We start from the raw sequence: 23874 nt of genomic DNA, 5'->3' as shown, positions 1-23874 counted from the left end.
GCCCATCACGGAGTTGCGTTGAGCGCCGCCTGGATGTCGATGTCGCGGGCGGACGCGGGCGAACCGGGTCCGGTGACCGGCGTTCCGGTCTTGGCGAGCAGATCGACCAGCTCGTCGACCGTCGGGTCGTAGGCGAACTTCTCCCGCAGAACGGCGAAGGCACCGGCGACCTGAGGAGCGGCGAACGACGTTCCCATCGCGTAGAAGGTGCCATCGCTCTTGTACGGCAGCAGGACGCCGTCCCGCTTCAGGTAGTCGCCTTCGCCGACCGGAGCGTACAGGCGCGTGCTCGCGGCGTGGTTGGAGTAGCTGGCCCGCACGTGCGGCTGGAGCGTCTTGGTCGCGCCGACGGTGATCACGTTCTTTCCGCAGTTCCAGGCGCCCAGCGAGTCGACGCCCTCGTTGCCGGCAGCCATGATGACCGCGATGCCCTTGGTCGTGAGCCGCCCGGCCGCCGCGTCGATGGCCTGTCCGATCGTGCTGCATGCGCCATTGGCGCCGATCGCGTCTCCGGCGACCGAAAGGGTCACCGCGGCGACCTTTCCGCGGTAGGCGAGCTCCGTCGTCACGGCGTTGTCGATCCAGTTGAGGGCGTTCACGACGGACTCCCCCGACCAGCCGTACGCGTCGTTGGCTCCGGACGACGTGCCACCGCCGACCTTCATCTGAACCACCTTCGCGCCGCTCGCCGCCCCGGCCGTGGAGACCTGCGTGTACGAGCCGTCCGCGTTGAGCTCCCAGCGGATGCCCCGCTGACCCACCACGGCGCCCGCAGTCGCCGTGCCGTGGAGTTCGTGGCAGGGATCCTTGGCGGAGTCGACGCATCGCAGCGACGGGGCTGAGCTACCGGGCAGGGTGCTGAAGTACGACGGGCCCTTGTACAGGTACCCGGTGTTGATCATGTCGGACTTCTCGCACAGGCTCGGCCAAGCCGTGCTGTCAGAGGCGAGCCCGAAGCAGTACTCGGCGGCGACCTTCGACTTCCCGTCGGCGTCCTTCATGAGCGAATTGCCGCCGGTGAACGCGCCGTCGATGTCGAACACGATCTGGCCCGTTCCATCGAACCGAGCTCCCCCGGCGTCGGCGTACGCCCCGGACGCGTCAGCGCCCAGGTTCATGGCGATGTTCGACCGCGTCCACTGGTCGTTCTCGGGGGCGGCGACGGCGGCGACGCCGGTGCTCAGCACGATCGGAGCGACCACCGCCGTTCCGATGAGCCCCTTGGTGATTGATTTCCGCATCGATGTTTCCTCACTGGTGCGCACGCAATTGTTGGCTTCATCACAAGCATATCGCACATCAATGTCACTGCAGCGACGGGAGCGTGAACGCGAACCGGTCGCCGGCGGAGAACCGGTACTCGTCGTCGCAGCGGTAGCCGCGCAGCCACTGCACGTCGTCGACCACCCGCAGGTAGAAGCCCTTCGGGAACTCGACATCGTCACTCAGCGGCGAAGCGGCGACCTTGATCGACCCCGCCGGCGAGCGTCCTGCCGACAGCACCGAATCGGGCGCGTTCGGCTGCGACCGCATCGCGAGCCGGAGGTAGGGGCCGGTGTCGGGAGGGCACAGCGACAGTCCCTGCTCGCGCGCCGCTGCGAAGACCTCCGGGAGGGAGCCGCCGTCGCCGAGGCCCAGCTCGCCCAAACAGCGCTCGACAATGGTCAGCTCCACCGGTTCCCGCACGTCGAACGCCTCGTGATCGAGCAGCGTCTCGGCGTGCGCGTTCACAAGGACACCGTGCGACCGCAGGGCGGTGCGCAGGTCCGTGCGGGTGGCTCCGCCGATGGTCAACGTGATCGGTTCGGCTTCGTGCACTGCTCCAGGCTATCCACCCGCGTCACGGCCGCGCTCCGCACGGGTCTCCAACGTATGACGACCCTCGACTCCCGCCTCCCCGACACCGCGAGCAGCTGCCCGCGCTGCGCCGGCCGCACCGCCTACCCGTCCATCGTCACCGTCGACCGGAGCCCCCGGTTCACGCTGGTGTGCGCGTTCTGCGGCACTGCGCGCGATCTCAACGGCCGACCGTAGGATGAGGCGGTGAGAGACCGCCGATCGCCCGCGAGCCCGGACGGCCTGTCGCGCCGCGGCTGGATCGTCCTCGTGGCCGCGACCGCCGCCGCCGCGATCGTCCTCCTCTCGGTGGCCGCCTTCGCCGGCGGCTCCCCCGCCGGCCACGCCCGGGCCGACCAGACTGCGGCATCCCCGTCCAGTCACCCGCTGGATCCGGCTCCCACGCCACTCGGGCTGCCGCCGCGCCCCACCCACACGCCCCCGGTCGCGACCGTCCCAGAGCAACCGGTCGGCAGCATCGCCACCGGCGCGTGCCTCCAGGTCTTCCCCTCGCCGTGGGCGAACGCGTACCCCGTCATCGACTGCGCGTCGCCGCACATCGCCCAGGTGATCTCGCAGGGCACCCTCCCCCAGTCCGCAAGCGCGCCGTTCCCGGGCGCGCAGGCGCTCAACACCCAGGTCGGCGACCTCTGCACCGCCCCCGGCATCCTGGACTGGAACTGGGTCGCGGTGTGGAACGAGGACGTCCAGGTGGAGCTGCGCTACCCGAACAGCGCGGCCCAGTGGGCATCGGGAGACCGCGCCTACGAGTGCTTCGTCGACACCTACTCACGCCACGAGCTCACCGGGACCGCCGTGGCGGCCCACTAAGACGTCACGCGCCCACGTACTCCGCCAGGTGCTGCCCGGTCAGGGTCGAGCGCGCCGCGACCAGGTCGGCGGGCGTCCCCTCGAACACGACACGGCCGCCGTCGTGGCCGGCTCCGGGGCCGAGGTCCACGATCCAGTCGGCGTGCGCCATCACGGCCTGGTGGTGCTCGATGACGATCACCGACTTGCCCGAGTCGACCAGCCGGTCCAGGAGGCCGAGCAGCTGCTCGACGTCGGCCAGGTGCAGGCCGGTGGTCGGTTCGTCCAGCACGTACACGCCGCCCTTCTCCGCCATGTGCGTCGCGAGCTTGAGGCGCTGGCGTTCGCCGCCGGACAGCGTCGTCAGCGGCTGGCCGATGGTCAGGTAGCCGAGGCCGACGTCCGCCAGGCGCTGCAGGACGGCGTGGGCGGCCGGGATGCGGGACTCGCCGCTCGCGAAGAACGTCTCCGCCTGCTCCACGGACAGCGCGAGCACCTCGCTGATGTCCAGGCCGCCGAACCGGTACTCCAGCACCGACGCATCGAAGCGCTTGCCCTCGCAGACCTCGCACACCGTCGAGACGCCGGCCATCACGCCGAGGTCGGTGTAGATGACGCCGGCGCCGTTGCAGTTCGGGCAGGCGCCCTCGGAGTTCGCGCTGAACAGCGCCGGCTTGACGCCGTTGGCCTTCGCGAACGCCTTGCGGATCGGCTCCAGCAGGCCGGTGTACGTGGCCGGATTGCTGCGCCGCGAGCCGCGGATGCCGGCCTGGTCGACGGAGACGACGCCCTCGCGCGGCGACACCGAGCCGTGGATGAGCGAACTCTTGCCGGAGCCGGCGACGCCCGTGACCACGACCAGCACGCCGAGCGGGATGTCGACGTCCACGTCCTGGAGGTTGTGCGACGTCGCGCCGCGCACCTCCAGCCGCCCGGACGGCGTGCGCACCGAGTCCTTGACCGTCGCGCGGTCGTCCAGGTGCCGCCCGGTGAGCGTGCCGCTCGCCCGCAGGCCCTCGATGGTCCCCTCGTAGACGATCTCTCCCCCGGCCGTGCCCGCGCGCGGCCCGAGGTCGACCACGTGGTCGGCGATGACGATCATCTCCGGCTTGTGCTCCACCACCAGCACCGTGTTGCCTTTGTCGCGGAGCTGCACGAGCAGCTCGTTCATCCGGCGCATGTCGTGCGGGTGGAGGCCGATCGACGGCTCGTCGAAGACGTAGGTGATGTCGGTGAGCGACGACCCCAGGTGGCGGATCATCTTGGTGCGCTGCGCCTCCCCGCCCGACAGCGTGCCGGACGGCCGGTCGAGCGACAGGTAGCCGAGGCCGATGTCCACGAACGAGTCGAGCGTGCCCTGGAGGCCGGCCAGCAGCGGCGCCACCGACGGCTCGTCGAGCTCGCGCACCCACGCGGCGAGATCGCTGAGCTGCATCGCGCACACGTCGGCGATGCTGACGCCGCCGATCAGCGACGACCGCGCGCCCGCGTTGAGCCGCGTGCCTGCGCACTCCGGGCAGGGCGCGAAGGTGACCGCGCGCTCCACGAACGCCCGGATGTGCGGCTGCATGGCCTCGACGTCCTTCGACAGCATCGACTTCTGGACGCGCGGCACCAGGCCCTCGTAGGTGAGGTTGATGCCGTTGATCCTGACCTTCACCGGCTCCTTGTAGAGGAAGTCGTGCAGCTCGGTCTCCGAGTACTCCCGGATCGGCTTGGCCGCGTCGAAGAAGCCGGACTCGCTGAACATCCGCACCGACCAGCCGTCCGCGGTGTAGCCGGGCACCGTGATCGCGCCGCCGGACAGCGACTTCGACTCGTCGTAAAGCTGTGTCAGGTCGATGTCGGAGGCGGTGCCCATCCCCTCGCAGCGCGGGCACATTCCGCCGGTCTGCTCGAAGCTGCGCTTCACCGTCCCCTTGCCCTCGATCGAGATGGCGCCGGAGCCGCGCACGGTCGGGATATTGAACGAGAAGGCCTGCGGCGAGCCGATGTGGGGCTGCCCGAGCCGGCTGAACAGGATGCGCAGCATGGCGTTCGCGTCGGTGACCGTGCCGACGGTGGACCGCGCGTTGGCGCCCATCCGCTCCTGGTCGACGAGGATGGCCGTGGTGAGACCTTCCAGCACATCCACGTCCGGCCGCGCGAGTGACGGCATGAAGCCCTGCACGAACGCGCTGTAGGTCTCGTTGATGAGCCGCTGCGACTCGGCGGCGATGGTCCCGAACACCAGCGAGCTCTTGCCGGAGCCGGACACCCCGGTGAACACGGTCAGCCGGCGTTTCGGGAGCTCGACGCTGACGTCCTTGAGGTTGTTCACACGCGCGCCGCGGACCCGGATGACGTCGTGCGTGTCCGCCCGCTCCTGTCCGCCCGCGGCGGTGCTCGCGTTGGTGGTCGCGCTGGTGGCCGTGGTCATCGCTGCACTCCGTCCGTTCGGTGTCGCTTCCGATCTAACCAGGCGCCTCCGACCCGCTCTCCTCCCCCGCGACCGCGGCGTCGCGAGAATGGGTCTGATATGCACAGGAGATTTTCAGTATTCTGCGCGTAAGCGGCCATCCGACAACGTGGCCGCACGACTGAAAGGTGCGTGCGATGTCCTCCACCGATCCTCTCGGCTCCGCCGTCCACGACCTCTCGCTGGACGCGTCGGAGATGACCCGTTCGGCCATCAACGCGATCCGGGCCGTGATGGGAGTCAGCGGTGCTGTCGCCGTCATCCTCGGCGTGGTGCTGCTGTTCTGGCCCGCCAAGACCATCGCGGTGCTGGCGGTGTTCCTCGGCATCTACTTCCTCATCGCCGGCATCATGCGGCTGGGCGTCGGGATCTTCGCCCGCGGCATCGGGGGCGGCATCCGCACGCTGAACATCATCCTCGGCGTGCTGCTGGTGTTCGTCGGCATCGTGACTCTGAAGAACGTCTCGACCGCCGCGACTGTGCTGGTGATCTTCGCCCTCGCCTTCATCGGCGTCGGCTGGATCATCGAGGGCATCATGGCGCTGGTGGAGGCCGGGCGCGCCCGCTCCGCCGGTTGGGCGATCGCCTACGGCGTCCTCAGCATCATCGCGGGACTCGTGGTGCTGTTCCTGCCCGCGTCGTCGGCCGTGTTCCTGATCCTGTTCGCCGCGATCGCGCTGATCGTGCTCGGCATCATCGGGATCGTCCGGGCGTTCACCTTCGGCCGCGAGGTGCTGAAGACGAGCGCGGCGCCCGCCGCGCCCGCCGCCGCCTAGCGCCCGTCTCCGCCTAGCGCCGCGCCTTCACCGGCAGGTGCCGGTCCCACCAGTCCAGGATGATCTCGAACCTCTCGCGACGGTGCCGCGGGCGGCCGCTGCGGCTCAGCTCGTGGTCCTCCCCCGGGAAGATCACGAGCTCTGCCTCGACGCCGCCCCGCTTCAGCGCCGCGTAGTACCGCTCGGCCTGGCCGAGCGGGCAGCGCAGGTCGCTGGACGAGTGCAGCACCAGGGTGGGCGTCCGCACGCGGTCGACCACGGCCTGCGGGCTCTGCGCCGCGATCCCGGACGGATCGGTGCCGGTGTACTCGTCGCTGAAGAAGCTGCCGATGTCGCTGGTGCCGATGAAGGCGGCGGGGTCGAGGTAGCCGCGCTCCACGATCGCCCCGGCGAACCGGTGGTCGTGCGCGATCGTCCACGCGGTCAGGTAGCCGCCGTAGGAGCCGCCCATCACGCCGACGCGCTCGGCGTCGAGGCCGGGGGTCGCGGCGATCGCGCCGTCCAGGAAGTCCAGGACGTCCGCCAGGTCGACGGTGCCCATCCGCTGCCGGATGACGCGGCCGTGCTCCTGGCCGTAGCCGGCGGAGCCACGCGGGTTGCACATCACCACGGCGTAGCCCGCGGCGGCGTAGACCTGCGCCTCGTCGAAGAGCGCCGCGGTGTAGGCCGCGAACGGCCCGCCGTGGATGTTCAGGAGCACGGGATGCGGCCCTGCGCCCTCCGGCGCCACGACCCAGCCGTGGATCGGATAGCCGTCCCGGCCCGTCACCGTGAGCTCGCGCGGGGCGATCACGCCTGCAGCACGAAGCGCGCGGGAGAAGTCGGTGAGCCTCCGGAGGCCGTCGTCGTCGATCACGGCGACGTCGCCCGCTGTGGCGGCGTCGGACACACTCACCACGATCGTCCCACCCGCCGCGCCGGCGCCGCCCACCACGGTGAGGTCGTCGGTGAGCCGGCGTGCGGCGCCGTCGGCCTCCACCTCGGTCAGGACGAGCGCGCCCCGGCGGCGGTCGGACACCAGCACGCTGTCGTCGCGGAAGGCGACGATCTCCGACTCGGTGAGGTCGACCGTCTCCGGATCGGTCAGCAGGCGCGGAGCGGCCCCCGGGTGGTCGATCACGTACAGCGCGGTGTTCTTCGCCACGAAGTCCCTGCCGCCCTGCCCGACGTCCTGCGCGCTGAAGTAGAGCGCGCCGTTGAGGCCGTAGGCGACGGCGACGACCGAGAAGCTGCCGTGCTCCCCCGTCTCGTCGGAGGGCTCCCTGCCGCCGTCGACCGGCACCAGGAAGACGTTCGAGCGGAGGTCGTCGTCGCGGCCGTCGTGGCGGGACGAGACGAACGCGAGCGTGGACCCGTCCGGCGAGAACGCGATCGTCGAGTCGTCCCAGTCCCCGCTGGTCAGCGCACGCGGCGTCGCCACCGCCGGCGCCGGCCGGCTCGAGCCGTCGGGCTCCGCGATCGGCGCCACCGGCGGCTCCGCCCAGACGTCGGGGACGGACACGACGTAGACGTGCGAGCGCCGGTCGGTGATGTAGCCGAGTCCATTTGCCTGATATTTCAGCGTGTCGATCCGGCGAGCACGCTCCCCGTTCGGGTCGATGCCCTCCACCGTGCCGTAGCGCCCCTGCTCGGGATCGCGGCTGACGAAAGCCAGCGAGCGGCCGTCCGGAGCCCAGGCGAACTCGGTCACGCCCAGCTTGCGATCGGTGGCGACCACCGGCTCGCCGCCGGCGGCGTCCACCACCATGAGCTGCGAGGGCGACTTCGGGCCGCCGCGCAGGAACGCGATCAGGCGGCCGTCCGGCGAGAACGCCGGGGCGCTGTCGCGGAAGCCGCGCGTGAGCCGCCGCGGCGCCGCGTGCCCGGACAGCGGGATGTTCCAGAGCTGGCCGATCGTCGCATCGGCGGCGAGCGACGGATGCGTGACCGAGACGACCGCGCGGCCCCCTGCCGGGTGGACGGTGGGGCGCGAGACTCCGGTCAGGAGCTCGAGGTCGGCGCCCCTCATTCGCTGATCGGCTCGAAGCTGGAGACGTCGCCGACGAGGCGGGTGTGGTCGGCCGGGACCGGGTCGACCACCGCCGACGCGACCTCAGCGGCGAACTCGCCGACGTTGTAGAGGCGGCCGGCGGCCTCCTTGCGGGCGTCGATCGCGCCGGGGTTCAGCCGGTTGAGCAGCGTCGCGGTGATAGTGCCCTCGATCATGTCGCCGGAGACCACGACGAACTCGACGCCCTTCGCGTCGAGCTCCGGGAGCAGCGCCCGCAGCGCGTCCTCGCCCGCCCGCTTGCTCAGCGCGACGGCCTCGTACTCGGGCATGGTCGGCGTCGAGCGGATGAAGTGCGCCTGGTGGCTGGTGACGAACACGACGCGAGAGCCGGAGGCCATGAGCGGCAGCGCCGAGGTCAGGACGTTCACCTGCGCGTCGCGGTTGAGCTGCATGGCGTAGTCCTCGGCCATCCCGGACTCCATGCCGCCTGAGGCGTTCAGGACCAGGATGTCGAGGCCGCCCCATTCGGCGTCGATCGCCCGGAACAGCGCGCCGACCGACGTCGGGTCGGTGAGGTCGGCGCCGACGGTGATCGCGGCGCCGCCCTGCGCGCGGATCGCGTCGGCCAGCTTGACCGCGCGCGCCTCCTTGTTGCGGTAGTTGATCGCGACCGCGGCGCCGGCGTCGGCGAGGTACTGCACGGTGTCGGCGCCGATACCGCGCGACGAACCGGTGACGAGGGCGCGTTTGCCGGTGAGGCTGCCCTGCTCGAGCGGGCTGGCGGACGCGGAAGCGTTGGACACGGGTACTCCTAGAGCGTTGGACGACACGGCTTTCTGAGACTACCAAGTGCGTTCCGTCCAGTGGGCCGCGGGAATGCTAGCGTTCTAGCAAGTACATAGTGATGTGTAGATACATAGTGATGTGTAGAGAGGGGGCCGCTCATGGACATCACGTCCTTCGCCTGGATCGCCTGGCTCGTCCTCATCCTCGTGTTCGTGATCATCGAGATGCTGACGCTCGACTTCGTCTTCCTCATGATCGCGATCGGCAGCTTCGGAGGGCTGATCGCCGGGTTCTTCGGCGCCCCGTGGTGGCTGCAGCTCATCATCGCGGCCGCGATCTCGGTGGTCCTGGTGTTCTTCATCCGGACGCCGTTGCTGCACAGGCTCAAGCGCGGCGGCGACCCCACCAAGAGCAACGTCGACGCGCTGATCGGCATGAACGGCGTCGTCGTCTCGACCGTCTCGCGCACCGCGGGGCTGGTCAAGCTGTCCGTCGGGGAGACCTGGACCGCGCGGCTCTCGCCCGCCCAGTCCGGCCCCGCCGAACTGGTGCCGGGCGAGCATGTCATCGTCCTGAGCATCGAGGGCGCGACGGCCGTCGTCGCCCCGTCACCGGTGTCGGCGGGAGCCGGCGACCTCACCGAGAGGAGCCTGACGTGACCCAAGTCACCCAGCTCGTCGTGACCATCGTCGTCTCGATCATCATCCTGGTGATCGCGATCTTCGTGCTGGTCACGCTGTTCCGCGCCATCCGGATCATCCCGCAGGCGCGGGCCGGGGTGGTGGAGCGGCTCGGCCGGTACCACAAGACGCTCACTCCGGGCCTCAACGTCGTCGTCCCGTTCATCGACAAGGTGCGCCCGCTCATCGACCTCCGCGAGCAGGTCGTCTCCTTCCCGCCGCAGCCGGTGATCACCGAGGACAACCTGGTCGTCTCGATCGACACGGTCGTCTACTTCCAGGTCACCGACGCCCGCGCCGCGACCTACGAGATCGCCAACTACCTCGGCGCCGTCGAGCAGCTCACCACGACCACGTTGCGTAACGTGGTCGGCGGCCTGAACCTCGAGGCCGCCCTGACCAGCCGCGACAACATCAACGGCCAGCTGCGCCTGGTGCTCGACGAAGCCACCGGCAAGTGGGGCATCCGAGTATCCCGCGTCGAGCTGAAGGCGATCGATCCGCCCCTGTCCATCCAGGACTCGATGGAGAAGCAGATGCGCGCCGAGCGCGATCGCCGTGCGGTGATCCTGACGGCCGAGGGCACGAAGCAGTCCGAGATCCTCAACGCGGAGGGCTCCCGCCAGGCGGCGATCCTCAAGGCGGAGGGCGACGCGAAGGCGGCCGTGCTGCGCGCGGACGGCGAGGCGAAGGCGATCGCCACCGTCTTCAGCGCCATCCACGAGGGGAAGCCCGACAACCTGCTGCTGGCCTACCAGTACCTGCAGACGCTGCCGAAGCTGGCCGAGGGCTCCGCGAACAAGCTCTGGATCATCCCGAGCGAGCTCACGGAGGCGCTGAAGGGCATCGGTGCGGCGCTCGGGCCGAAGGGCACGGCCGCTGCCGGGTTCGACGCGGCCCCGGCCGGCACCCAGGCCGCGCCGTCCGTGGAGGCGGCCGCCGGCGGCGCCACGGGTCCGACTCCCCCGCCCGCTCCCCCGGCGTGACGTTCCTCGACGGGCCGCGGCCGCGCATCATCGCGCACCGCGGCCTGGCGTCGGACGCGCCGGAGAACACCCTGCTCGCCTTCCTGAAGGCGCTGAGCGCGGGTGCGACGCACCTGGAGACGGACGTGCACGCGTCGGCCGACGGCGAGGCGGTGGTCAGCCACGACCCCGACCTGTCCCGGGTGGCCGGCCGCGACGTGCGCGTGGAGCAGCTCACCCTGGCCGAGCTGCGGCGCATCCCGCTCGGCCACGGCCAGTCGTTCTCCTCGCTCGCCGAGGCGCTGGACGCCTTCCCGCAGGCGCGCTTCAACATCGACATCAAGGACGAGCGCGCCGCGGCCCCGGCCGCCGCCGCGATCGTGAAGACGCGCGCAGCCGACCGGGTCCTCCTCACGAGCTTCTCGGCAGCGCGCAGGAGGGCCGCCACCTCCGCCCTCCCGGATGTCGCGGTGTCGCCCTCCGTCTCGGAGTTCGTGCCGGCGCTGATCGGCTCGAAACTCGGGGTGCGCCCGCTCACCCGGCGCGCCCTGCGGGGGTTCGCCGCCGTGCAGATCCCGGAGCGCCGCGGCCCGGTGCGCCTGGTCACCGCCCGCACGGTCCGCGCGATCCAGGCCGCGGGAGCCGAGGTGCACGTCTGGACGGTCGACGACGTCGCCGACATGACGCGGCTGCTCGACCTGGGAGTCGACGGAATCGTCACCAATCGCTGCAATCTCTTGAAAGCCCTGGTCAGCGCCCGGAAGTGAGCCGTGGTCCCTTGAGTGACGCTGTGAGCCCACTGAGAGAAGGGAGCACGCGGAAAGAGAATCCCCAGCTTGCTGGTTTATAAATGGTGACGATTCGCGCGAAGAGGAGACCACACGATGGCAGATCGCAGCTTGCGCGGAATGAGGCTTGGCGCCCAGAGCTTACAAAGCGAAGAAGGCGTCGTCTACTCTCCGCGTTCCCGTTATACCTACCTGTGCCCCGACTGCGGCCTGGAGACCGATATGGTCTTCTCCGCCGAGGCCGAACCTCCCAAGGGCTGGGAGTGCAAGCACTGCGGCCACGAGGCCCGCTTGCTGGTCGACGACAAGCCCGTCGAGATCGACCACTCGGACGTCAAGACGCCGCGCAGCCACTGGGACATGCTCCTGGAGCGCCGCACCAGGGCCGAGCTCGAAGAGCTCCTCGAGGAGCGGCTGCAGTACCTGCGCGCACGCCGCGGGACGGCCGAGCACAAGTACTCAGCCTGACGCTCGGCGCCCCGACCAGAGCCGCTCTCACCGTTCCGGTGGGAGCGGCTTTCTCAGTTCAGGCGCCGGTAGTCTGCGGCACAGCGCGGCCGCCAGCAGGCCGAAGAGCCCGAGGCCCGCGACGAGGAACTCGATGCCGCGGCTGAGCAGCGTGGACGGCGTCGTCGTGGTGCCGAGCGGCACGTCCGCGACCATGTGGCCGGGCTGGAACGGCGGGATCATGGTGATCGTCCTCCCGTCCGGCGCGATGATCTGGCTGCTGCCGACGGTCGAGATGTTCACCAGGGCCCGTCCGGACTCGATCGCGCGCAGCCGGGCGATGGCGAGCTGCTGCTCGTTCTCGTCGGTCTTGCCGAAGTCGGCGTTGTTCGTTTGCGCCAGGATGACCTGGGCGTCGTCGTTCATCATGTCGGTGAGGAGCTGATCGTCCACGATGTCGAAGCAGATCGAGACGCCGGCGCGCACTCCCCCGACGTCGAAGACGTTGTCGCGGGTTCCCGGCGTGTAGTCGCGGCCGATGAGGTCGATGAGCGACGGCGCGAAGGGCCGCCAGAACGACCGGTCGGGCACGTACTCGCCGAATGGCACCGGGTGCTTCTTGTCGTAGTAGTCGACGGCGCCCTTGCCGGCCTCCCACTGCAGCGACGTGTTGAAGTACTTGCCGTCGCGGGAGGTGATCGTCCCGACGATGAAGGGCGCGCCGAACTTCCGGCTCAGCGCGTCGAGGACGGAGGCGGAGCCGGGGTCGCGCGTCGGGTCGGGCTGGGCGGCGCCCTCCGGCCAGACCACCATGTCGAGCTTCTTGGCGCCGGTCGACTGCGAGGCCGGGATCTTCAGCGTCTCGGTGATCTGGGTGTCCAGCACCGCGCCCTCCGGGGCGTTGTCGAAGTAGCCGGCGGGACCGTTGCCCTGCACGGCGGCGATCCGGGTGGTGCCGTGCGTCGTCGCCGGCCAGGACGGAACGGCCAGCACCACGGCGATCGCGCCGACCGCGACGGCGCCGCGCAGGAGCGCTCGCACGTCGACGGCGAAGAACAGCTCGAGGAGGAGCGCCACCAGCCACACCATGACGAAGCTGAGGCCGGAGATGCCGAGCCAGGCGACCAGCGGAGCGTACGGGCTGAGCGACTGCGACTCCGCCACCCGGCCCCAGGAGAAGCCGCCGTACGGCCAGTTGCCCGTCACGTACTCCCGCAGCACCCAGAGCCCTGCGACGATCACGGGCGTCATCCCGAGCCGGCCGGCGATGCCGGGCCAGGCCTTCGGCGCCCAGCGGTAGGCCAGCGTGAGGAGGACGCCGCCCGCGCCCCAGAACAGCGCCTCCAGCGTCGAGAGCGCGACCCACGGCACCGGGCCGAGATACAGCGACGTCCAGGAGACGTGCACCAGATAGAACGCCTCGCCCGCGAGCCAGCCGACCAGGAACGCCTTCCCGGACGTGCGCCCGCGCTGTGCGAGCAGCACCATCCCGATGCCGACGAAGGTCAGCGGCCACAGGTTCTGGCCGGGGAAGCCGGCGGCGAGGACGGGACCGGCGCCGATCGCGACGAGGATCGCGAGCCAGAGCGGCAACGGAGCCGGCGGCAGCGCAGCACGCCGCGATCGGCGGGCGCGCGGCGTTCGGGTCACGAAGGGAGAGCCTAAAGCATCGCGCTCTGCGTCCCGCACAGCCACGGGGCCTCCGTTCTCAGGCACCGGCTCTCCCTCAGGCAACGGCGGAGTACGCGACGATGCCGCGGCGGATCGACTCCAGCGCCTGCCGTGCCGTGCGTCCTACGTTGCCCTGCGCGACGAGCGAGAGCTGGTCGAGGAGGTCGATCGTCTGCTTCGTCCAGCGGACGAAATCGCCTGCGGCCATGTCGGCCTCGCGCAGCACGACGTCCAGCGCCGCCCCGCGCGCCCACTGGTACATCGCCAGCGCCAGCGCCGTGGAGACGGGCTCGCTGCCCGGGAGGCGGTTCTCCCGCTCCAGGTCGTCCAGCCGGGCCCAGAGGTCGGTCGTGCGCTCCAGGGCCGGGCGGAAGGCGCCGCGCGGGAGGTTGCGGTCGTGGGCGAGACCGTCGTCGCGTCGCGGCTCGAAGACCAACGCGCACGCCATCGCGGCCAGGCCGGCGGCGTCGAGCTCCTTCCAGTAGCCGCGGCGCAGGCACTCGGCGACCAGCAGGTCCCGCTCGCCGTAGATGCGCTTGAGGGTGCGGCCGTGCACGGTCAGCGCCGTCTCGCCGTCCTCCGTCGTCAGGTAGCCGAGCTCCAGGAGCACGTCGGAGACCCGGTCGAAGACCTTCGCGACCGCTCCCGTGCGGGACTGGATCTGGGCGCTCAGCCGGTCGGTGTCGCGCTTGAGCTTCCACCAGCGCTCCGACCAGCGGGCGTGCTGCTCGCGGTCGGGGCAGCGGTGGCACGGGTGATCCCGCATTCGCTTCCGCAGCGCGGCGAGCTGGCGCTGGCGCCGCTCGCGATCGGCCTTGGACGCGTTCTCGATGCGCTGGCCCTTCTTCTCCAGGTCGCTGAGCTCGCGGCGGATGCGCGAGTACTCGCGGAAGTCGCCGAGGTGGCACTCCATCGCCTTCTCGTAGCCGGCGAGGGACTCCTCCTGCTGGCGCACCTTGCGGGCCAGGTCGACCACCGCGCGGTCGGCCTGGAACTGCGCGAACGAGGACTCCAGGATCTCGCGGGTGCGCAGCCGTCCGAACTGGTCGATCAGGTTGACGGCCATGTTGTACGTAGGCCGGAAGCTCGAGTTGAGCGGATAGCTGCGGCGGGAGGCCAGCGAGGCGACCGACTGCGGGTCGAGGCCGTCCTCCCACTGGATGACGGAGTGACCCTCGACGTCGATGCCGCGGCGCCCTGCACGGCCGGTGAGCTGGGTGTACTCCCCCGGCGTGATCGGCACGCGCGCCTCGCCGTTGAACTTCTCCAGCTTCTCCAGCACGACGGTGCGGGCGGGCATGTTGATGCCCAGCGCGAGCGTCTCCGTCGCGAAGACCACCTTGACCAGCTTGCGACGGAAGAGCTCCTCCACCACCTCTTTGAAGGCGGGCAGCATGCCGGCGTGGTGAGCCGCGACGCCGCGCTCCAGGCCCTCCAGCCACTCCCAGTAGCCCAGCACCGCGAGGTCCTCGTCCAGCAGGGTGCGGCAGCGCTCCTCGGCGATGGCGCGGATCTCGTCGCGCTCGCGCTGCTCGGTGAGCCGCACGCCCTCGCGCAGGGTCTGGCGGACGGCGGCGTCGCAGCCGTTGCGGCTGAAGATGAAGAAGATCGCCGGCAGGAGGTTGTGCTCGTTGAGCATCCGGACGAAGTCGGCGCGGTTCATCCGGAAGGTGTCGGGGCGGCCGCCGCGCGAGTGGTAGCGGCCGACGTCGCGCGTCTGCCGGCTGGACAGCACCCGGCCGCCGTAGCGCGCCATCTGCACGAGCTCCGGATTCACCCGGTTCGTCGCCGCCAGGCCGGACGAGTCGAACAGGTCGATCAGCTTGGTGCGCATCAGGATGTGCTGCTCCAGCGGCACCGGGCGCTCCTCGGAGACCACCACGTCGGTGTCGCCGCGCACCGCCTGCAGCCAGTCGCCGAACTCCTCGGCGTTGGAGACCGTGGCGCTGAGCGAGACCATCCGCACCGCCTGAGGCAGGTGGATGATGACCTCCTCCCAGACAGCCCCGCGGAACCGGTCGGCGAGGTAGTGCACCTCGTCCATCACCACGTAGGCCAGATCGCCGAGGAGGTCGGAGTCCGCATACAGCATGTTGCGCAGCACCTCGGTGGTCATCACCACGATGCGCGCGTGCGAATTGATGTTGGTGTCGCCGGTCAGCAGGCCGACCGACTCAGGCCCGTAGGCCTCGACGAACTCCTGGAACTTCTGGTTGCTCAGCGCCTTCATCGGCGTGGTGTAGAACACCTTCGCGTTCGCCTCGCGCATGGCGAGGAACACCGCGAACTCGGCCACGATGGTCTTGCCCGCACCGGTCGGCGCGGCCACGAGCACGCTGCGGCCGTTCTCCAGGCTGGCGCACGCCTCGCGCTGGAACGGATCCAGATCGAAGCGCAGCCCCGCCCGGAACGTCTCCAGCTGGGGCTGCTGCGCCCGCTGCCGCGAGGCGGCGAAGCGTTCGGCCGGGGAGAGCTGCTGCTGGTCGGTCACGCGACCAGCCTATGCCGCGAGCTCGGCCTCCAGTCGCATCGCCACCTTGGCCGCGCGGCGGTCGTGCAACCAGGCGACGCCGTAAGCGCCGAAGTAGAGCAGCACCATCGGAACGGCGAGGAGGAACATCGAGAGCACGTCGGCCGCGGGCGTCGCGATGGCGGTGAAGAGCGCGATCATGATGATCGCCCAGCGCCAGGAGCCGATGATCGATTTGGCGCTCAGCACACCGACGAAGTTGAGCAGCACCAGGAATACCGGCAGCACGAAGGCGACGCCGACGGCGAGGACGAGCTTGGTCACGAAGTCGATGTAGGTCTTGGCGTCGATGATCGCCGCGTCCTGCTCCGGCGCGAAGCTGGTCAGGAGGCTGACCATGTGCGGCACGAGCAGCCAGCCGGCCACGCCGCCCGCGATGAACAGCGGAACCGCGGTGAAGAAGAAGCCGAACGCGTACTTGAGCTCTTTGCGTGTCAGTGCCGGAACGAAGAACGCCCAGATCTGCCACAGCCAGACCGGGCTGGAGATGATGATGCCGATGGTGACCGCCATCTGCATCTTCAGGTCGAAGGCACCGGTGATGCTGCCGTAGTTCAGCAGCGCCTCGCGGCCCTGCTGCTTCGCGATCGCCGTGATCGGCTCCCGCAGCGCGTCCATCACGGGACCGGCGAGGATCCAGCCCGCGACCGCGCCGACCAGGAGGCCGAGCGCAGCGCGGAACAAGCGTTTACGAAGCTCGACGAAATGCTCGGCCAGCGACATCCGGCCTTCGCGGTTCTTGCCTCGCTTGGTGGAGGCCACGCAGCTACTGCTTCGGCTTGGACTCGGTCGCGTCGTTAGTCGGCGCAGCGGTGGTCGGCGCAGCGGCGGTCGGCGCAGCAGGCGCAGAGGTGGTGGGAGCGGCGGTCGACGCGTCGGTGTTCGCGCTGTCGTCCTTGCCGTCCTTCTTCATCTCGTCGACCTCGCCCTTGAAGATGCGCATGGACTGACCGATGCTCTTCGCGAGGGCGGGAAGCTTGGGCGCACCGAAGAGAAGGAGGATGACCGCGAGAATGATGAGCAAGTGCCATCCGGTGAGGCCGCCGAGCATGATTTACGTCCTTCTGTTCAAGTACGAGTAGCGGAACGGATCCGCTCTCACGAGTATTTTACCGCGCCGAACCCGGCTGTCTCTGCGAGCTTGCCGTGCGACCTGGCGGTCGGCGACGGCTTGTTCGCGCTGCGCGCGGAGCACGTCCGCGTCGGCGAAGACGGCGCTGTGAAACTCAGTGTACCGCATGTCATCCGAGCGTTGCCTGAGGACGTCCGCCTTCTCGATCAGCGCGCTCGCCTCGCGTCCGGCGGCCATCACCTTGCGGAACAGCCACCAGGCGAAGAACGCGAGCATGCCGAGCAGGCCGAGCACGAGCACGACCCAGATGACGACCCACGACCACCACGGCATGCTCGGAGCCTAACGGTAGCGGTCGGCGCCCGCACGCGCCCATTCGGCGACGGTGCGGCGGGCCTCGGGAGGGTCCAGCACCGTGAGCACGCCGGCGAGGCCCGCGACCAGTCGCTTGAGGCCGTGGAAGTGCGCGACGCGCACGCTCGTGCGGATCACGCCGTCGCGCTCCTCGCGCGGCGCGCCCTCCGGGATGTAGTCCTCGATGAGCGGGATCGCGGAGGCGGACACCTCGACGGTGACCAGCTGATCCTCCGGCGTGCCCTCGAAGAGCGTCTCCGGCAGCCTGAGGTCGCCCGGCCGGTAGGTGATCGGCTCCGTGGTCGTCATCAGGCCGTCGATGCGGTCGAGACGGAAGGTGCGGATCGCGGTGCGCAGGTGGTCCCAGCCGCGCAGGTACCAGTCCTGGTCGGCGGACTCCACGCGCAGCGGGTCGACGCGGCGACGCTCGCGCTCGCCGCGGGAGTTGAGGTAGTCGAACTCGAGCTGGGTGCCGGCGATGACGGCCTCGCGGATGGTCGCGAGCGCTTCGTCCGACTCGGAGCGCGCGACGGCGACCTGGCTGGGCGCCGCGGACGCGCCGCGGGCCAGCTTGGCCATCAGGGAGCCGATCACGTCGCGGTCGGCGTTCTCCGGCAGTGCGGTGAGGTACTGGAGGCCGGCGATCAGCGCGGCGGCCTCCCGCGCGGAGAACCGCGGCGAGTCGTCGATCGCCACCTGGTGGGTGAGGATGATGCGGTCGTTCTCCTCGAAGTCGTCCCAGGAGATGTCGAACAGGTCGCCCGGCTGGTACGCGTTCGTCTCGCCGGGGATGCCGGAGACGGCGATGAGCCGCACGGCGTCGCGCATGCTCTCCTCGTCCACGCCGAAGTGCTCGGCCGCCTCGGCGACGGTGACCCGGTCGCGGTCCATCAGGTATGGGACCAGCGCGAGCAGGAACGCCAGCTTGTCCTGCGCCTGCATCGGGCGCCTGCGCTCAGCCACGGTCGTGCTCCTCCCCCGCGTCGGCGGCGCTCTCGTGCGCCTCGGCGACCGCCACCAAGCGCTCGACCACCTTGCCGCGCAGCTCCTCCGGAGCCAGCACCAGCACCTCGGGGCCGAAGGCCGCGAGCTGGTCGGCGAGGATGTTGATGTCGGAGAAGTTCACCGTGAGCCGGAAGGCCGCACCCTCGTGCTCGGCCGGGACGGCGTCGCCGTAGCGCTTGCGCAGCCGGGTCGCGGCGTCGGTGCCCGCCGTCACCTCGATCTCGGCGACGTTCGCCGCCCAGATCCGCTCCAGGTCCTCCAGGGCGCGCTCGGCGAAGTCGTCGCCCTCCGGCGTGAACGTGCGGTTCGTGACCTTGACCGGCCCGACCATGCGCGAGAGCAGGAAGGTGCGCGAGCCGCCGGCCTCCTGGTCGATGCCCTGCAGGTGCCAGCGGCCTTGGTGCTGCACGAGCGCGAGCGGCGCGATCGTGCGCACGCGGGACGCGCTCTCACCGGGTTTGAGGTAGGGGAACTGGACGATCGCGTTGCGCTCCAGCGCCTGGCTCAACGGCTCGAACGCGCTCTCGCGGGCGCGCAGGCGCGGTGCGTAGCCGACGACCGGCTCGTCGGCCTCCACGCCGAGCGAGCGCAGCTTCATCAGCGCGCGGCGCGACTCCCCCGACAGCGAGCCCTCGCGCCACACCGTGGCTGCGAGCCCGAGCAGGGTGATCTCCATCGGCGAGAACACCACGTCGGACGGGAGGTCGTATGCGCCCTTCGGGATGCGGTAGCGCAGCAGCTGGTTGTTGCCTGCGGCCTCCGGCGACTCGACCGTCTCCAGCGGGACGCCGAGCTCGCGGATGTCGTCCTTGTCGCGCTCGAACTGGCGCTCCAGGCTGCTGTTGTCGCCGTGCGCCTCGAAGCGCTGGCGGTAGCCCTGGACCGTCGAGAGGATCTCGTTCTTCGTCAGTCCGTTCTCGGTCGCGAGCAGCGCCAGCACGAGGCTGAAGAGACGCTCCTCGACCGGGACGCGCGCGGGCGAAGACGAGGATCGAGGCACCCGACCATCCTAGTCGGGACTCAGCGGACTCCGAGGATGTCGACCACCCAGGCGGCGGCGGGGACGTTGCCGTTCGCCGGAGCCTCGATGACGAGCTGCGAGCCGACCTTCTGGCCGATCAGCGGCTTCAGGATCTCCTGGGGCAGCGCCTGGTTGAGCGCGCTCTGGCCGGTGCTCATCGACACGATGTCGGGCGACTTGCTCTGCCAGCTGCTCATCACGACGTTCTTCTGGTCCCAGCCGACCGCCGTGTAGTGGAGGACGACCTGCGAGGTGGCCTTGACCTCCTCGCCGTCGCCCTGCTTGAGCGTCTCGGTACGGACGGTCTTGGGGTCGCCGCCGGAGGACGGGATCGTGATGCCCGGCTGGCCGGTCGGCGCGAGCACGACGGTCGGGAAGCCGGAGACGGAGGGGCGCACGGCGCCATTGGCCGCCGGGAGGTAGGCGTGGACGATGTCGGCGACCAGGATGGTCGTGTTGCCGGAGCCCGCGCCGCCGGAGTCCTTCGGCGAGATCGCGACGGCGACCCGCGAGCCGACCGGCGCGCAGAGCAGGCCCTTGCTGATCGCGGCGTTGGAGTTGCCGATGGTGATCGGCGTGCTGTCGCCGCCGTAACTGCCCTTCTCGCCGACCTGCCCGGTCTGGCCGTCGAGCAGCGTGTACTGGATCTCCACCATCTGGCCGTTGATCACCGGCTGGCCGGTGCCCGTGCTGATGATCGTGCGCTCGGAGGTCGTGGTGTCGACCGGCGTCGGGAAGCCGATCTTCGGCTGCTTGCCGATCGGACCGGTTGCCGTCACCAGATCCGACGCCTGCCCGCTCTTCAGGGCGGAGCCGCAGTCGGCGTTGGGGTTGGACGAACATCCGGTCAGCGCGGCGGCGGCGATGCCGACGACGAGGAGGGCGACGGACGATCTTCCGAGTGCGGTAGCTCTGCGCACGGGTCCTCTTTCGATGCGAGCATTCTTCGATGCGAGCGGTGGGGGTTGTCGCGTCAGGCGACACGCCTCACGACCTCAACCATGCTAGTCGACGTGCGGGTCGCGCTCGTCACCTGGCGCCGCGCCGCCCTCGCGCGCGAGCGTCGCGCTGGCCGAGGCCTCCCGCATCCGCTTGCGCAGGCTCTTCGGGCTGGACTGCCGCTCGCCCAGGGCGCCGGGCGTCCAGGCCTCGACGTCGGCGTCGTCGTAGTCGCTCTTCGACGGGCGGCGCTTGAGCTCGGGGAGGACGGTGTCCGGCGCCAGGCGACGCGCGGTGATCAGGAAGCCGGTGTGCGCGATCATCCGGTGGTCGGGACGCACGGCGAGGCCCTCCACGTGCCAGCCGCGCACCATCGTCTCGCTCGATTGCGGGTGGGTGTAGTGCCCGGTGGCCCGGATCGCCTCGGCCACGCGCGAGAGCTGTGTGACGGTCGCGACGTAGCAGAGCACCACGCCCCCGGGCTTGAGCGCGGCGGTCACGGCGTCGAGGGTCTCCCACGGCGCGAGCATGTCGAGCACGACGCGGTCGACGCTCGCGGGCTCGACGGCGGCGGTCAGCTCCTCCTGGAGGTCGCCGACGGTGACGGTCCAGTTCTCCGGATCACTGCCGAGGAAGGTCGCGGCGTTGGCGCGCGCCACGTCGGCGAACTCCTCGCGGCGCTCGAACGACAGCAGGCGTCCCTCCGGGCCGATCGCGCGCAGCAGCCAGAGCGACAGGGCTCCGGAGCCGACGCCGGCCTCCACGACCGTCGCGCCGGGGAAGACATCGGCCAGGGCGAGGATCTGCGCGGCGTCCTTCGGGTAGACGATCGCCGCGCCGCGGGGCATGGACATGACGAAGTCGTTCAGCAGCGGGCGGAGCGCGAGGTGCTCGACGCCGGCGTTGTTGGCGACCACCGAGCCGTCCGGCAGCCCGATGATGGCGTCGTGCGCGAGCACGCCGCGGTGGCTGTGGAAGAGCTTGCCCGGCTCCAGCGTGATCGTGTTCATGCGGCCCTTGGGACCGGTCAGCTGGACACGGTCCCCCACCCGGAACGGGCCCGAACTGCGTCGCTCTTCAGTCATCGTGCGTCCTCCTGATTGATTGCGGCGCGCCGCCCGGCGGCCACGGCCGCGATGTCCTCGGCCGTGCGACCCTCCAGCGTGTCCCACAGCGTGTGCTCGTCCGACTCCGGCAGCGGAACGATGTGCGGCACGCCGATCGTCGCGGCGCCGGAGGCCACGGCGGAGGACAGCCCGACCAGGGAGTCCTCGATCGCGACCGCGTCGCCCGGCGCGACGCCCAGCAGCTCGGCGGCGCGCAGGTACGGCGCCGGGTGCGGCTTGGGGTCGGTGACCTCGTCGCCGCTGACGATGATGTCGAACGCGTCGAACGGGATGGCCGCGACGATCTGCTCCGCCATGCTGCGCACCGACATGGTCACCAGCGCTGTCGGCACGCCCTGGTCGCGCAGCGCGCGGAGCAGCTCGCGCGCGCCGGGTCGCCACGGGACGCCCTGCTCGTCCAGGCGCTGCCGCACCCGGTCGGTCAGCCAGTGCACGATCTCGTCCGCGTCCATCGCCACACCGCGCGAGCGCAGGATCTCGGCGGAGTTCCACAGCCCGAGGCCGACCAGCAGCAATCCGTCGTCGTGCGTCCAGACACCGCCGAACGAGCCGACGAGCTCCTGCTCGGAGGCCATCCAGTACGGCTCGGTGTCGACGAGGGTGCCGTCCATGTCCCAGAAGACAGCGGCCGGCAGGGGGTTCGTGGTCAGATCGGTCACGACCGGCAAGTCTATCGCGACGGGGTCGGGGCCTATCCTGGTGAGAACGGCGGGCCGACCGGCGCGCCGACGAGAGGACGAGTAGGCCACGTGACTGACGCGAAGAACATCCTCGGCGGGCGCATCCTGGTGGTGGCCTTCGAAGGATGGAACGACGCAGGCGAAGCAGCCAGCGGCGCCGTGAAGACGCTCAAGGAGCAGCTCGACGTCGTCCCGATCGCCGAGGTGGACCCGGAGCTCTACTTCGACTTCCAGTTCAACCGCCCGGTCGTCACCGAAGACGACGGCCGCCGTCGCCTGGTCTGGCCGTCCGCGGTCGTGATGGGCCCGGCCCGGCCCGGCCGCGTCGGCGAGACGCTCGCCGACGACGCCGAGCTCGACGTGACCGGCGACAACTCCGGCAACATCTTCCTGCTGCTCGGCACCGAGCCGTCGCGGAGCTGGAAGAGCTTCACGGCCGAGATCATGGATGCGGCGCTCGCCGAGGACATCGGCGTGATCGTGTTCCTGGGCGCGATGCTCGCGGACGTGCCGCACACCCGGCCGATCTCGGTCTTCGCCACCAGCGAGTCGGCCGCCGTGCGCGCCGAGCTGGGGATCGAACGGTCCACCTACGAAGGGCCGGTCGGCATCCTCAGCGCGCTCTCCGAGGGCGCGGAGGACGTCGGCATCCCGACCATCTCGATCTGGGCCTCCGTGCCGCACTACGTGCACAACGCGCCGAGCCCGAAGGCCGTGCTGGCGCTCATCGACAAGCTCGAGGAACTGGTGGACGTCACCATCCCGCGCGGGTCGCTGGTGGAGGAGGCCGCCGCCTGGGAGGCCGGGATCGACGCGCTCGCCTCCGACGACGAGGAGATGGCCGCCTACATCCAGCAACTCGAGCAGGCCCGCGACACCGTCGACTCCCCCGAGGCGAGCGGCGAGGCGATCGCGCAGGAGTTCGAGCGCTACCTCCGTCGCCGCGGCGACGGCCGGGACGGTCGCGATGGCCGGGACGGGCGCGACGGCAAGGCGGGCGACGACCCGCGCCGGGGCTGATTACCGCGTGAATTCACCCGGCGGCGCGGGCTTCCCGGGCGTGTCGGAAGGCCGTCAGGCGGCCAGCACGCCCGTCCCGAGCAGGACCATCAGCAGCCCGCCGAGGGCGATGCGGTAGATCACGAACGGCAGGAAGCTGCGCCGCGAGATGTAGCCCATGAAGAAGGCGATCACGACGAGCCCGACCGCGAACGCGACGACCGTCGCGGCCGCCGTCTCGACGGGACCGAAGACCTCAGGGGTGCAGGTGCCCGCGGCTTCGAGCGCCGCGGTGCACGGCTCCTTGAACGCCTTGTAGAGCTGGTACAGGCCGCTGCCGAAGACCGCCGGGATGGCGAGCAGGAACGAGTACCGCGCGGCCGCCCGGCGCTGGTAGCCCATGAACAGCCCGGCCGTGATCGTGCCGCCCGAGCGCGAGACGCCGGGGACGAGGGCGAGCGCCTGGGCGAAACCGAAGATGATGCCGTGGCCCCAGGTGAGCTCGCGGAGGCGCCGGGTCTTCGCTCCCACCCAGTCCGCGATCCCGAGCAGGATGCCGAACACGATGAGCGTGGTCGCCACGATCCAGAGCGACCGGAAGGTGGTCTCGATCGCGTCCTGGAAGAGCAGGCCGAGCACCACGATCGGGACGCTTCCGATGATGACCAGCCAGCCCATCCTGGCGTCGGGGTCGTTGCGCGGGATGCGGCCCAGGAGGGCCTGGAACCAGCGGGTGACGATGCGGGCGATGTCGCGCCAGAAGTACAGCAGCACGGCGGCCTCGGTGCCGAGCTGGATGATCGCGGTGAAGCGGGCGCCGGGGTCGGCGCCGGTCCCGAGCAGCGTCCCGACGATGCGGATGTGGGCGCTGGAGGAGACCGGCAGGAACTCGGTGAGTCCCTGGACGACACCCAGGACGAGGGCGTTGAGGAATTCCACG

At 70.4% G+C, this 23874-nt stretch carries 24 protein-coding genes; 8 read left to right on the top strand and 16 right to left on the bottom strand.

The features are described from left to right. Positions 1-5: 5 nt before the first annotated feature. Together ACFQ9V_RS01580 and ACFQ9V_RS01575 are read right to left on the bottom strand one after the other, a co-directional pair. Entirely contained in the window at positions 6-1241 is a 1236-nt protein-coding gene (locus ACFQ9V_RS01580; protein WP_382457424.1) for a S8 family serine peptidase, read from the bottom strand. Between the two features lie 64 nt (positions 1242-1305). Beyond that, the gene (locus tag ACFQ9V_RS01575) at positions 1306-1818 is read right to left on the bottom strand and encodes a hypothetical protein (protein ID WP_382457423.1); all 513 of its coding nucleotides are present in this window, start codon (positions 1816-1818) and stop codon (positions 1306-1308) included. A 54-nt stretch (positions 1819-1872) separates the two neighbouring features. Between ACFQ9V_RS01575 and ACFQ9V_RS01570 the strand changes: the two genes are divergently transcribed. Both ACFQ9V_RS01570 and ACFQ9V_RS01565 read left to right on the top strand, forming a co-directional pair. Continuing rightward, a complete protein-coding gene (locus tag ACFQ9V_RS01570; RefSeq protein ID WP_382457422.1) occupies positions 1873-2034 on the top strand; it encodes a hypothetical protein in 162 nt (53 codons plus the stop codon). 9 nt (positions 2035-2043) lie between these two features. Next, the gene (locus ACFQ9V_RS01565; RefSeq protein WP_382457421.1) at positions 2044-2667 is read left to right on the top strand and encodes a septum formation family protein; all 624 of its coding nucleotides are present in this window, start codon (positions 2044-2046) and stop codon (positions 2665-2667) included. Positions 2668-2671: 4 nt separating this feature from the next. Here ACFQ9V_RS01565 and ACFQ9V_RS01560 read toward each other — a convergent pair whose 3' ends face one another. Then, positions 2672-5065 carry an ATP-binding cassette domain-containing protein gene (locus ACFQ9V_RS01560; RefSeq protein ID WP_382457420.1) on the bottom strand — a complete coding sequence of 798 codons (2394 nt, stop codon included), beginning with the start codon at positions 5063-5065 and terminating at the stop codon, positions 2672-2674. A 176-nt stretch (positions 5066-5241) separates the two neighbouring features. Here ACFQ9V_RS01560 and ACFQ9V_RS01555 point away from each other — a divergent pair, with 176 nt between their 5' ends. Beyond that, positions 5242-5880, top strand: a complete 639-nt coding sequence (locus tag ACFQ9V_RS01555; protein ID WP_382457419.1) for an HdeD family acid-resistance protein — start codon at positions 5242-5244, stop codon at positions 5878-5880. A gap of 13 nt (positions 5881-5893) precedes the next feature. Here the strand turns inward: ACFQ9V_RS01555 and ACFQ9V_RS01550 are convergent, their stop codons facing one another. Together ACFQ9V_RS01550 and ACFQ9V_RS01545 are read right to left on the bottom strand one after the other, a co-directional pair. Continuing rightward, the gene (locus ACFQ9V_RS01550; protein WP_382457418.1) at positions 5894-7888 is read right to left on the bottom strand and encodes a S9 family peptidase; all 1995 of its coding nucleotides are present in this window, start codon (positions 7886-7888) and stop codon (positions 5894-5896) included. Next, positions 7885-8673, bottom strand: coding sequence for an SDR family oxidoreductase (locus tag ACFQ9V_RS01545; protein ID WP_382457417.1), 789 nt, complete (start codon positions 8671-8673; stop codon positions 7885-7887). The genes ACFQ9V_RS01550 and ACFQ9V_RS01545 overlap by 4 nt, the downstream gene beginning before the upstream one ends. Positions 8674-8814: 141 nt before the next feature. Here ACFQ9V_RS01545 and ACFQ9V_RS01540 point away from each other — a divergent pair, with 141 nt between their 5' ends. From ACFQ9V_RS01540 to ACFQ9V_RS01525, 4 genes are all read left to right on the top strand, one after another. After that, entirely contained in the window at positions 8815-9315 is a 501-nt protein-coding gene (locus ACFQ9V_RS01540; RefSeq protein WP_382457416.1) for an NfeD family protein, read from the top strand. Continuing rightward, positions 9312-10322: an SPFH domain-containing protein gene (locus ACFQ9V_RS01535; protein WP_382457415.1), complete on the top strand. Its 1011-nt coding sequence runs from the start codon at positions 9312-9314 to the stop codon at positions 10320-10322. The genes ACFQ9V_RS01540 and ACFQ9V_RS01535 overlap by 4 nt, the downstream gene beginning before the upstream one ends. Then, a complete protein-coding gene (locus ACFQ9V_RS01530; RefSeq protein ID WP_382457414.1) occupies positions 10319-11068 on the top strand; it encodes a glycerophosphodiester phosphodiesterase family protein in 750 nt (249 codons plus the stop codon). Before ACFQ9V_RS01535 ends, ACFQ9V_RS01530 begins: the two co-directional genes overlap by 4 nt. 117 nt (positions 11069-11185) lie before the next feature. Next, the gene (locus ACFQ9V_RS01525; RefSeq protein WP_382457413.1) at positions 11186-11557 is read left to right on the top strand and encodes an RNA polymerase-binding protein RbpA; all 372 of its coding nucleotides are present in this window, start codon (positions 11186-11188) and stop codon (positions 11555-11557) included. 27 nt (positions 11558-11584) lie between these two features. Here ACFQ9V_RS01525 and lnt read toward each other — a convergent pair whose 3' ends face one another. The 10 genes from lnt to ACFQ9V_RS01475 all read right to left on the bottom strand — a co-directional run bounded on the left by lnt (position 11585) and on the right by ACFQ9V_RS01475 (position 21914). Further along, positions 11585-13186: an apolipoprotein N-acyltransferase gene (lnt, locus tag ACFQ9V_RS01520; RefSeq protein WP_382457412.1), complete on the bottom strand. Its 1602-nt coding sequence runs from the start codon at positions 13184-13186 to the stop codon at positions 11585-11587. Between the two features lie 76 nt (positions 13187-13262). Continuing rightward, complete coding sequence (locus ACFQ9V_RS01515; protein WP_382457411.1) at positions 13263-15698, bottom strand: DEAD/DEAH box helicase; 2436 nt, start codon at positions 15696-15698, stop codon at positions 13263-13265. A gap of 9 nt (positions 15699-15707) precedes the next feature. Further along, positions 15708-16460, bottom strand: coding sequence for a twin-arginine translocase subunit TatC (gene tatC, locus ACFQ9V_RS01510; RefSeq protein ID WP_382457552.1), 753 nt, complete (start codon positions 16458-16460; stop codon positions 15708-15710). Between the two features lie 43 nt (positions 16461-16503). Next, positions 16504-16788, bottom strand: a complete 285-nt coding sequence (gene tatA / locus ACFQ9V_RS01505; RefSeq protein WP_382457410.1) for a Sec-independent protein translocase subunit TatA — start codon at positions 16786-16788, stop codon at positions 16504-16506. 3 nt (positions 16789-16791) lie between these two features. Then, entirely contained in the window at positions 16792-17142 is a 351-nt protein-coding gene (locus ACFQ9V_RS01500) for a hypothetical protein (RefSeq protein WP_382457409.1), read from the bottom strand. Positions 17143-17151: 9 nt separating this feature from the next. After that, positions 17152-18126, bottom strand: coding sequence for a helix-turn-helix transcriptional regulator (locus ACFQ9V_RS01495; protein ID WP_382457408.1), 975 nt, complete (start codon positions 18124-18126; stop codon positions 17152-17154). Further along, positions 18119-19168 carry a helix-turn-helix transcriptional regulator gene (locus tag ACFQ9V_RS01490; RefSeq protein WP_382457407.1) on the bottom strand — a complete coding sequence of 350 codons (1050 nt, stop codon included), beginning with the start codon at positions 19166-19168 and terminating at the stop codon, positions 18119-18121. Before ACFQ9V_RS01490 ends, ACFQ9V_RS01495 begins: the two co-directional genes overlap by 8 nt. Positions 19169-19188: 20 nt before the next feature. Then, entirely contained in the window at positions 19189-20109 is a 921-nt protein-coding gene (locus ACFQ9V_RS01485; RefSeq protein WP_382457406.1) for an FKBP-type peptidyl-prolyl cis-trans isomerase, read from the bottom strand. Positions 20110-20193: 84 nt separating this feature from the next. Continuing rightward, positions 20194-21213: a tRNA (adenine-N1)-methyltransferase gene (locus tag ACFQ9V_RS01480; protein WP_382457405.1), complete on the bottom strand. Its 1020-nt coding sequence runs from the start codon at positions 21211-21213 to the stop codon at positions 20194-20196. Further along, positions 21210-21914, bottom strand: a complete 705-nt coding sequence (locus tag ACFQ9V_RS01475; protein WP_382457404.1) for an HAD family hydrolase — start codon at positions 21912-21914, stop codon at positions 21210-21212. Before ACFQ9V_RS01475 ends, ACFQ9V_RS01480 begins: the two co-directional genes overlap by 4 nt. 90 nt (positions 21915-22004) lie before the next feature. Between ACFQ9V_RS01475 and ACFQ9V_RS01470 the strand changes: the two genes are divergently transcribed. Beyond that, positions 22005-22955 carry a proteasome assembly chaperone family protein gene (locus ACFQ9V_RS01470; protein ID WP_382457403.1) on the top strand — a complete coding sequence of 317 codons (951 nt, stop codon included), beginning with the start codon at positions 22005-22007 and terminating at the stop codon, positions 22953-22955. A gap of 54 nt (positions 22956-23009) precedes the next feature. On the opposite strand, the gene ACFQ9V_RS01465 is transcribed toward ACFQ9V_RS01470, so the two are convergent. Then, the gene (locus tag ACFQ9V_RS01465) at positions 23010-23873 is read right to left on the bottom strand and encodes an undecaprenyl-diphosphate phosphatase (protein WP_382457402.1); all 864 of its coding nucleotides are present in this window, start codon (positions 23871-23873) and stop codon (positions 23010-23012) included. Between the last annotated feature and the right edge of the window lies 1 nt (position 23874).

Origin of the sequence: Leifsonia sp. NPDC056665 (assembly GCF_042791795.1) — a bacterium.
GTDB lineage: Bacteria > Actinomycetota > Actinomycetes > Actinomycetales > Microbacteriaceae > Leifsonia.
Note: the sequence above shows the minus strand (reverse complement) of the source record. Positions and strands in the feature narration are given on the sequence as shown.

Excerpts from the sequence above, each read along its gene's own strand:
- ACFQ9V_RS01480 (WP_382457405.1), bottom strand. The coding sequence starts at position 21,213 with ATGACTGAAGAGCGACGCAGTTCGGGCCCGTTCCGGGTGGGGGACCGT.
- ACFQ9V_RS01580 (WP_382457424.1), bottom strand. The coding sequence starts at position 1,241 with ATGCGGAAATCAATCACCAAGGGGCTCATCGGAACGGCGGTGGTCGCT.
- ACFQ9V_RS01525 (WP_382457413.1), top strand. The coding sequence starts at position 11,186 with ATGGCAGATCGCAGCTTGCGCGGAATGAGGCTTGGCGCCCAGAGCTTA.
- ACFQ9V_RS01550 (WP_382457418.1), bottom strand. The coding sequence starts at position 7,888 with ATGAGGGGCGCCGACCTCGAGCTCCTGACCGGAGTCTCGCGCCCCACC.
- ACFQ9V_RS01555 (WP_382457419.1), top strand. The coding sequence starts at position 5,242 with ATGTCCTCCACCGATCCTCTCGGCTCCGCCGTCCACGACCTCTCGCTG.
- tatA (WP_382457410.1), bottom strand. The coding sequence starts at position 16,788 with ATGCTCGGCGGCCTCACCGGATGGCACTTGCTCATCATTCTCGCGGTC.
- ACFQ9V_RS01570 (WP_382457422.1), top strand. The coding sequence starts at position 1,873 with ATGACGACCCTCGACTCCCGCCTCCCCGACACCGCGAGCAGCTGCCCG.
- ACFQ9V_RS01560 (WP_382457420.1), bottom strand. The coding sequence starts at position 5,065 with ATGACCACGGCCACCAGCGCGACCACCAACGCGAGCACCGCCGCGGGC.
- ACFQ9V_RS01500 (WP_382457409.1), bottom strand. The coding sequence starts at position 17,142 with ATGCCGTGGTGGTCGTGGGTCGTCATCTGGGTCGTGCTCGTGCTCGGC.
- tatC (WP_382457552.1), bottom strand. The coding sequence starts at position 16,460 with ATGTCGCTGGCCGAGCATTTCGTCGAGCTTCGTAAACGCTTGTTCCGC.
- ACFQ9V_RS01540 (WP_382457416.1), top strand. The coding sequence starts at position 8,815 with ATGGACATCACGTCCTTCGCCTGGATCGCCTGGCTCGTCCTCATCCTC.